Consider the following 8637-nt stretch of genomic DNA (forward strand, 5'->3'; position numbering starts at 1 on the left):
GCGGTCCCGGGGCCGGCGGCTTCCCCCGGCGGGGGGCGCGGGCCCGAGGCGACGCGCGTGCCCGTCGACGAGCACGCGCGCGTGTCGACGGATGCTGTCGCAGAGAGCCTCCGTGACGACACGGTGCTGGTGAGCATCGGGTACGCGAACAACGAGGTCGGGACGATCCAGGATGCCGCGTCCCTGGCGGCCGTCGCCCGCGAGCGGCGCGTCCCGCTGCACCTGGACGGCGTCCAGGCGGCGGGCTGGCTGACGCTGTCGGCCGACGAGCTCGGGTATGACGCGATCTCGCTCGCCGGGCACAAGCTGGGTGCGCCCAAGGGCACGGGGGTGCTGGGCGTCCGCGGGAGGATCCCGTTGGAGCCCCTCATGCACGGCGGCGGTCAGGAGCGCGGCCGTCGCAGCGGCACCGAGGACGTCGCCGGCGCCGTCGGCTTCGCGACCGCGCTGGAGCTCGCCGAAGCGGAACGGGTCGAGGCGTCCGCTCGCGTGTCGGCCATCCGCGACCGCTTCATCGCTCGCGTGCTCGAGCGGATCCCGTCCGCCCGTCTCACGGGCGACCCGGTGCACCGCCTCGCCGGCACCGCGAGCTTCACGTTCGCCGGGACGAGCGGCGAGGCCGTGCTGCTCGAGCTGGAGCGCCGCGGCGTGGTCTCGTCGAGCGGCTCGGCGTGCGCGGCGGGGAGCGACGAGCCCTCGCACGTGCTGCTGGCGATGGGCATCGCCCCGGAGGTGGCGCAGACCGCGGTGCGGTTCACCTTCCCGCGCTGGCTGAACGCGCCGCTGGACGCCGTCGCCGGAGCGGTCGAGGCATCCGTCGCCGCCGTCAACGGTTCACCGCACTGACACGGCGGAGCCCGGCCCTCCGGAGCGCCCGTAGGATCGGGACGTGACCCCCGCCGTGACCGTCATCGTCCCGGGCTACGACGTGGCTCTCTATGCCGCCGAGGCGCTCGACTCCCTGCGCGCGCAGACACGCGAAGACTGGGTCGCGATCCTCGTCGACGACGCATCCACCGACGCCACCGGGCGGCTGTTCGACGCCGCCGCCGCGGCGGACGAGCGGTTCCAGGTCGTGCACCACGATGCGCAGAGCGGGCTCGGTGCCGCGCGCAACTCCGCGCTCGACCTCGTCCGCACCCCGTTCCTGGGGTTCCTCGACGCCGACGACCGCCTCACCCCGACCGCGCTCGAACGGCTCGTCGGCACGGTGGCCGACAGCGGCAGCGACTTCGCGCTCGGCGCGTATGTGCGCCTGCGCCCCGACAGCGCCGGCGGGTACGAGGCCGGCAGCGTGCAGCCCTGGGTCGCGGCTGCGACGGATCCCGCACGCGTCGGCGTCACCCTCGACCAGCACCCCGAGGCATCCGGCAACATCGTCGCGTGGTCGAAGGTGAGCCGCACCGATCTGTGGCGGCGCACCGGTCTGCGCTTCCCCGAGGGCAAGGCCTACGAAGACCAGATCGTCGCGCAGCAGATGTACACGCGCGCCCGCGCGTTCGACGTCATCCCCGACGTCGTCGTGGAGTGGCGCGAGCGCGCCGACGGGTCCTCGATCACCCAGCACAAGGGCGAGCTCCCCGTGCTCCGCGACTACCTCGAGGCGCTCGCGGGTGGCATTGCGGTGCTGGATGCGGCGGGCCAGCCGCGGGCCGCGGCATCCCGTGTCCGTCTCATCCTCGCGATGGATCTGCCGCCCCTCGTCGACCTCGCCCGCGATCACGCCGACGACACCTACCGGCGGGAGCTCGGCGCGTTCGCACGGACGCTGTGGTCGCGCGCGGACGGGGTCGTGCTGTCGGAGCCTGCCGCGACGGCGCTGGCCGCCGCGCGGCTCTGGTGACGACGCCACCGCCTGCCGTGCGGGAGCTCAGTCCTCGCGCCACTCCGGGTCGCCGACGCTGCCGCGACCGGCGGCCATCACCTCTTCCGAGGTGAGGACGGGAGCGTCGGGCGGGCTGTCGGCTCGCCGCTCGGGGTGGTCGGCGGGCGCCTCGGCGTCCTCCGCCTCGAGGATCCGCGTCGTCGCGAGCTGCTGAGCCGCGAGTTCGGCATACAGCCCGCCCTCCGCGAGCAGCGAGGCGTGCGTGCCGGACTCGACGATGCGCCCGGCCTCGACGACGTGGATGACATCGGCCGCGATCACCGTGGACAGGCGGTGCGCGATCGACAGCGTCGTGCGGCCCCGCGCCGCCGCATCCAGCGCCTCCTGGACGACCCGCTCCGACACGGTGTCGAGGGCCGACGTCGCCTCGTCGAGGAGCAGTACGGGCGGGTCCTTCAGGAGCACCCTCGCGATCGCGATTCGCTGCTTCTCCCCGCCCGAGAGCCGATAGCCGCGTTCGCCGACGACGGTGTCGTAGCCCTTCTCGAAACGCTCGATCACGTGATGGATGTTCGCGGCACGGCACGCGGCCTCGACCTCGGCATCCGTCGCATCCGGCTTCGCGTACCGCAGGTTCTCGCGGATCGTGGCGTGGAACAGGTACGTCTCCTGCGACACGATGCCCACGTTGTCGATGATCGACTCCTGCGTGAGGCGCCGCACGTCCTCACCCGCGAAGAGGACGGACCCGCCGGATGCCTCGTACAGCCGCGGCGTCAGATACAGAACGGTCGTCTTGCCCGCGCCCGAGGGCCCGACGAACGCGACGTGCTGACCGGGCTCGGCCGTGAACGACACGCCCTGCAGCGTCGCGCGGGCGTCGGACGCGGCATCCGGATAGCGGAACTCCACGTCGCGGAACTCGATGCGCCCAAGGGGGCCGGGGGCGTCGGCGACGGCGATGGCGTCGGGGGCCTCGCGGATGGCCGGCACGAGGTCGAGGTACTCGAAGATGCGGGCGAACAGCGCCGACGAGGTCTGCAGGTCGAGCGAGACGCGCATGAGCCCCATGAGGGGCATGAGGAGTCGCGCCTGCACCGTGGTGAACGCGACGATCGTGCCCGCCGTGATGGCGTCGGTGCCGCCGCCGATGAGGTAGCCCGAGACGAGGTAGATGATGGCGGGGACGCTCGCCATGATGACCTGGACCACGGCGAAGAAGCCCTGGCCGCTCATCGCGCGCCGCACCTGCAGCCGCACCTGGTTGACGTTCTCGTCGGCGTAGCGCGTCGACTCGGTGCGCTGGCGGTTGAACGACTTGGAGAGCAGGATGCCCGAGACGCTCAGGGTCTCCTGTGTGATGGCGGTCAGCTCCGACAGCGACTCCTGCGTCTCGCCCGCGATGCGCGCCCGCACCTGGCCGACGCGGCGCTGCACCAGGATGAGGAACGGCATGAGCACGACGGCGATGATCGTGAGCCGCCAGTCGATGAGGATCATCGCGACGAGCGAGGCGACGACCGTGACGGTGTTGCCGAGGATGCTCGTCACGGTGTTCGTGAGCACACCCGAGACGCCGCCGACGTCGTTCTGCAAGCGCGATTGGATGACGCCGGTCTTCGTGCGCGTGAAGAAGCCCAACTCCATCGACTGCAGGTGATCGAACAGCTTCACCCGGAGGTCGCCGGTGACCCGGTTGCCGACGGTGGAGGTGAGCCACGTCTGCACCACGCCGACCGCGGCGGACAGCAGGAAGAGCGCGATCATCGCGAGCACGAGCTTCCACAGCAGCGAGAGGTCGGGGGGCGAGCCGTCGACGGGGAACAGCGCGTCGTCGAACACCCGCTGCACGAGCAGCGGCGGGATGACCGCGATGCCGGCGCCGACCACCACCAGGATTCCGGTGATGACGATCGACCACTTGTACGGCCGGAAGAGGGCGACCACCCGCCGCCCGAGATTCGGGATCTGGGGCGCTTCGGCGTTCGCGCGCCGCTGGGCCTCGGTGTCGACCGGGCGGAAGCCGGGGTGTCCGCCCCCGCCCCCACCGCCGCGCATGCTCACGTGGCCAGCCTAACCAGCGCCGCCGACGCTAGGCTCGTGGCATGACCTCGACGCCCGACCTCCCCGCACACGACGGCAGCGACCTCGCGGAGCTCCGCGAAGAGATCGACGCCCTCCAGGCCATCCCGCACGAGGAGATCGTGAACCCCCTCCCGAAGAACCTCGAAGAGCGCGAGCCCGAGGCCGAGCCGACCGACGCGATCGGCTCCGAGAAGTGGGACGACGCGGAGCCCGAGCGATCCGACAGCTGACCCCTCGGGCCGCCTGATCTCCGGCATCCCGTCCCGAAATGCGGAATGGGATGTCGGAACCTGTGGTTATCTTGAAGGCTTGCCATCCTCGGGTGGCACATCGCTGTCCATCCGAGCCTCGAGGAGACGACCTATGGCCGCCATCGAAACGACCCCCGGAACCGGCAGCCTCCCCGCTGTTCCGAGTAGCGCCGCGGGTGCGGCGCCCAAGCTGCGCCCCGAAGAGAGCCGCGTCATCTGGCTGCTGCTCGCGGCCGCCTTCGTCGCGATCCTCAACGAGACGACGATGGGCGTGGCGATCCCGCACCTCATCACCGACCTCGGCATCACCGCGCTGTCCGCGCAGTGGCTGACGACCGCGTTCATGTTGACGATGGCGGTCGTCATCCCGATCACCGGCTTCCTGCTGCGCCGCTTCACGACGCGGGCGATGTTCATCGCGGCGATGGGCCTGTTCTCGCTGGGAACGCTCATCGCCTTCCTGTCGCCCGGCTTCCCGATGCTGCTCGCCGCACGCGTCGTGCAGGCGTCCGGCACCGCGATCATGATGCCGCTGCTGATGACGACGCTCATGACCGTCGTGCCCGCCGCCATCCGCGGCCGCATGATGGGGCGCGTCAGCATCGTGATGTCGCTGGCCCCGGCGATCGGGCCGACCCTCGCGGGTGCGATCCTCAACAACTTCGAGTGGCGCTGGATCTTCGGCATCGTGCTGCCGATCGCGATCGTGGCGCTCGTCGTCGGCGCGCGCTGGATCCACAACCTCGGCGAGACCACGCGCGCGCCGATCGACGTGCTGTCGGTCATCCTCTCGGCCCTCGGCTTCGGCGGCCTGGTCTTCGGCCTCAGCCAGCTGGGCGCCGGCGGACACGGCAGCGGAGCGGATGCCGCGGCCGCGAGCGCCGCCTCGACCACGACCCTGATCGTGTCCCTGGCTGTCGGCGTCGTCGCGCTCGGCCTCTTCGGCTGGCGCCAGGTCGTGCTCCAGCGCAAGGATGACGCGCTGCTCGACCTGCGCGTGTTCCGCAGCGCGAACTTCTCGCTGTCGATCGCGCAGATGTCGATCATGTCGATGGCGTTCTTCGGCGCGATCACCGTGGTGCCGCTCTACCTGCAGGACGTCGTCGGCGTCGACCCGCTCACCACAGGTCTCGTCGTGCTCCCCGGCGCTCTCGCGATGGGCCTCGCAGGCCCCGTCATCGGCCGCATCTACGACCGCTGGGGCACGACCGTGCTCCTGGTTCCCGGCGCGGTGATCACGAGCGCGATGCTGTGGTTCTACACGACCTTCGGCGCCGAGACGCCCGTATGGCTGATCGCCGTGGCGCAGACGATCCTGTCGTTCGGCCTGGCGCTGTCGTTCACGCCGCTCTTCACGGCGTCGCTCGGCTCGCTCCAGCCGAAGTTCTACTCCTACGGCTCCGCTGTCGTCGGCACCGCCCAGCAGGTCGCCGGCGCCGCGGGCATCGCTCTGATGTTCGGCGTCATGGCGGCGGCATCGTCGGCCGCGACGTCGTCGGGTGCCGACACCGTCGCCGCCGGAGCCGCCGGCACGCACGCCGCGTTCCTCACGGCCGCGTTCCTGTCGCTGCCGCTGCTGGTCGGCGCGTTCCTCATCCGCAAGCCGGCCGACGCACCGATGGGCGCGCCCGCCGGTCACTGACCGAGGTATCACCCGGATGCCCCGCCCCTCGACAAGGGGTGGGGCATCCGCGATTCTGGATGCGCCCGAAACCCGACGGGAAGGCAGCACCATGATCGTGAGCACTCCGGACCTCGACGGCGCCACCGGCCACGTCGCCGAGATGTACGACGGCGACCTCCGCAGCGACGGGTTCGTCTTCGGGCATACGCGCGCGATGGCGATCAATCCCGAGGCCCATGCGGCCTTCGAGACGCTCATCCGGAGCATCGTGCCGTCGATCGGCCTGCGCAACTACGAACTCGCCACCCTCGGCGCCGCCCGCGCGATCGGGTCGGACCACTGCCTCCTCGCGCACGGCCGAAAGAGCCTGCGCGCAGGTCTCCTCGACGAGGACGAACTCGCCCGGCTTGCACGCGAGGGCGCGGACGCCGGCCTCGACGAGACCGGCATGGCGGTGGTCGCGTACGCCGAGAAGCTCTCGACGGATGCCGCGACCATGACCGACGCCGACACCCAGCGCCTCCGCGATCTCGGGTTCACCGATCGGCAGATCGTCGACATCACGCTCGCCGCCGCCGTGCGGAACTACTTCAGCCGGGCGCTGCTGGCCCTGGCGGTGCCCGTCGACGACGTGCCGGGTCTCAGCCCCGCACTGGTCGCCGCCCTGCTCGCGCCGGCGCAGGCCGCACGCGGCGACGTCAGTGGTGGATGACGGCCTTCAAGAGGATGAGCACTCCGCCGAAAGCGGCGGTGATGAGCGCGCTCAGGATGCGTGGAAGCCAGTGCGTGCTCCAGCGCGCGACGGCGATCCAGCCCAGTGCGCCGAGCATGACGGTGTTGGCGATGAGCGCCACCCAGAGCGCGGTGGAGTCTTCGATGACGCGCGTCGCGCCGAGCAGCAGGATGAGCAGCGGCGGAACGGACGCGAGGAGCATGCCGCCCGATTGACGAGCGGACGCGCGCAGGCTGGCCCGGAGTCCGGCATGACCGTCGGTGGCGGCCAGGCGGCCCAGAGTGCCGGCGAACACGTGGGCGGCGAAGAACACGATGACGGTGACCGCGACGGTCACGAGCGCCTCCCATGAGGTGCCCTTCGCCGAGACGACGATCATGCCCGACACGAGGATCAGTCCGTAGATCGCCTCCTCCGACATGAGGATGCGGCCGACCCGCGGGGTGATGTGAAGCTGTTCGTCGGTCATCGCCGGCGCCTCGTGAAGTGGACGGAGGCGGGTCAGTCGATGCTGCAGCTGCCGCCACCGCAGCACGAACCTGCGGACTCGACCACCGTGAGGAGGTTCTTCTCGTCGGCGACGGGTGCGAGGGTGATCGGGGCGGGCTGCTGCGAAGTCGTCATAGCGACCATGCTACCCACGGGAACAGCGACGTCGGCCGCCCGCGTCGCTGAGGGCTCCGACTCAGAGCGGCACTCCCCCGTTCTGGCACGTCGGGCAGTACTGCGCCGACGTGCCGGAGAACGTCAGATCGCGAATGGTGTCGCCGCACACCGGGCAGGCTTCGCCCGTGCGGCCGTGCACGCGCATCGCCGCCACCTTGTACGCCTTGAGCTGGTCGATGGGAAGGCCGAGCCGGGCATCGATCGCACCGCGCACGGTCGTCAGTGTCGCGTCGAACAGCCGGTCCGCCGAGCCGTCGTCGAGCGCAGCCGCGTGGGTCACGGGCGACACCTTGGCGAGGTGCAGGATCTCGTCGGAGTAGGCGTTGCCGATGCCGGCGAGCGATTCCTGCTCCTGCAGGATGGCCTTGATCTGCTTGCGGCGACCGCCCAGCGCGCTGTCGAACTGGTCGCGCGTGAAGGCTGCATCCGCGGGATCGGGCCCGAGCTTCGCGATCGCGGGAACCTCACCGGCGGCGCCGACGACGAACAGTCCGAGCGACACCCAGCTGCCGGCATCCGTCACCTCCAGTCTGCGGTCGCCCGCCAGCTCGAAGCTCGCCAGGGCCGGCGGCGCGTCCACCGAGAGCGGGGCGGGTTCGTCGTCGGGCGCGGCATCGAGCCACCGCATCCATCCATGGCGCCCCAGCGAGACGACGAGGCTCGCCTCGTCGAGGACGAGTTCCACATGCTTGCCGTGGCGGCGGGCGCCGGTGATCGTGCGTCCGATGATGCTCGCCGGGGGCGTGGCACGCGTCTTGACCGTGCGGAACTCGAGCACATCGACTCCGCGGATCTCTCGCCCGGACCCCTCGTCAGCGAGGAACCGCGCGAGAGCCTCGACCTCCGGCGACTCAGGCATGGCCCCATCCTGCCACCGAGCCCCGACACTGACGCGCTCAGGCGCGCGCGGGCGGGCGGTGCGGAATCGGTGCTGGCTTGAGCGCGCCGAGGCTGCGCGACTGCTGGAGCATGCGGATCGCCGCCTGGAAGAGGCCCTCCAAAGAGGAGAACCTGGCCGATCCGAGACCGACCGACACCCACACCGCCTCGTACGCACCCGAGTCCAGCTGCTCGACGTACGCGACCACGCTGGCCACCTCGCTCCGTGCCACCCCGCGGTCGCACAGCCGCCACGCGCGATCGGCGAGCGGCGTCAGAACCAGTTGGTGGATATCGTCATGTTCCATGCCAGCGAGCCTGCTCACCGCCGCCACACCGGCGAAGGGGCTTGACATCCCCGTTCCGGCATGCGCCCGCACACGGCGGCTACCGGCGCCGTCATCAACGGGATGCTGCACGCTGCCCCTGAGGACGGAGTCCCCTAGGTGTGATGTCCAGGGACGTTGTTTTGTGAATCGCGGTTGAGCTGCTGATAGGTGAAGGCCTCCGGTTGTGAAGTGGAGCTGTCTAGAAACCGCTTCACGAACCAGGAGGCCTTCGTGTCCCACGCTAA

At 70.8% G+C, this 8637-nt stretch carries 10 protein-coding genes; 5 read left to right on the top strand and 5 right to left on the bottom strand.

Annotated features, from left to right (window positions below; genetic code table 11):
- Both ACLBXX_RS20460 and ACLBXX_RS20465 read left to right on the top strand, forming a co-directional pair.
- The coding region (locus ACLBXX_RS20460) for a cysteine desulfurase family protein (protein ID WP_447659522.1) at positions 1-846 on the top strand (846 nt) is incomplete at its 5' end.
- A 43-nt stretch (positions 847-889) separates the two neighbouring features.
- Positions 890-1843, top strand: a complete 954-nt coding sequence (locus ACLBXX_RS20465; RefSeq protein ID WP_447659523.1) for a glycosyltransferase family 2 protein — start codon at positions 890-892, stop codon at positions 1841-1843.
- Between the two features lie 27 nt (positions 1844-1870).
- Here the strand turns inward: ACLBXX_RS20465 and ACLBXX_RS20470 are convergent, their stop codons facing one another.
- Positions 1871-3883 (bottom strand): ABC transporter ATP-binding protein, encoded by a 2013-nt coding sequence (locus ACLBXX_RS20470; RefSeq protein WP_447659527.1) that lies wholly within the window; start codon positions 3881-3883, stop codon positions 1871-1873.
- 47 nt (positions 3884-3930) lie between these two features.
- Here ACLBXX_RS20470 and ACLBXX_RS20475 point away from each other — a divergent pair, with 47 nt between their 5' ends.
- The 3 genes from ACLBXX_RS20475 (at position 3931) to ACLBXX_RS20485 (ending at position 6497) form a co-directional block, all read left to right on the top strand.
- On the top strand, positions 3931-4140 hold the full coding sequence (locus tag ACLBXX_RS20475) for a hypothetical protein (RefSeq protein ID WP_387146065.1): 210 nt from the start codon (positions 3931-3933) through the stop codon (positions 4138-4140).
- Positions 4141-4273: 133 nt separating this feature from the next.
- Positions 4274-5803 carry an MDR family MFS transporter gene (locus tag ACLBXX_RS20480; protein ID WP_387146062.1) on the top strand — a complete coding sequence of 510 codons (1530 nt, stop codon included), beginning with the start codon at positions 4274-4276 and terminating at the stop codon, positions 5801-5803.
- Between the two features lie 91 nt (positions 5804-5894).
- Positions 5895-6497 (top strand): carboxymuconolactone decarboxylase family protein, encoded by a 603-nt coding sequence (locus ACLBXX_RS20485; RefSeq protein ID WP_447659524.1) that lies wholly within the window; start codon positions 5895-5897, stop codon positions 6495-6497.
- Here the strand turns inward: ACLBXX_RS20485 and ACLBXX_RS20490 are convergent.
- The 4 genes from ACLBXX_RS20490 to ACLBXX_RS20505 form a co-directional block, all read right to left on the bottom strand.
- Positions 6484-6987 (bottom strand): hypothetical protein, encoded by a 504-nt coding sequence (locus ACLBXX_RS20490; protein ID WP_387146056.1) that lies wholly within the window; start codon positions 6985-6987, stop codon positions 6484-6486. The two genes, ACLBXX_RS20485 and ACLBXX_RS20490, sit on opposite strands and share 14 nt — an antisense overlap.
- Before the next feature lie 32 nt (positions 6988-7019).
- A complete protein-coding gene (locus ACLBXX_RS20495; protein WP_268776123.1) occupies positions 7020-7142 on the bottom strand; it encodes a hypothetical protein in 123 nt (40 codons plus the stop codon).
- 61 nt (positions 7143-7203) lie between these two features.
- Positions 7204-8043 (bottom strand): DNA-formamidopyrimidine glycosylase family protein, encoded by an 840-nt coding sequence (locus ACLBXX_RS20500; RefSeq protein ID WP_447659525.1) that lies wholly within the window; start codon positions 8041-8043, stop codon positions 7204-7206.
- A 37-nt stretch (positions 8044-8080) separates the two neighbouring features.
- Positions 8081-8371: a hypothetical protein gene (locus ACLBXX_RS20505; RefSeq protein ID WP_447659526.1), complete on the bottom strand. Its 291-nt coding sequence runs from the start codon at positions 8369-8371 to the stop codon at positions 8081-8083.
- Between the last annotated feature and the right edge of the window lie 266 nt (positions 8372-8637).

This window comes from Microbacterium sp. C23T (assembly GCF_053345975.1).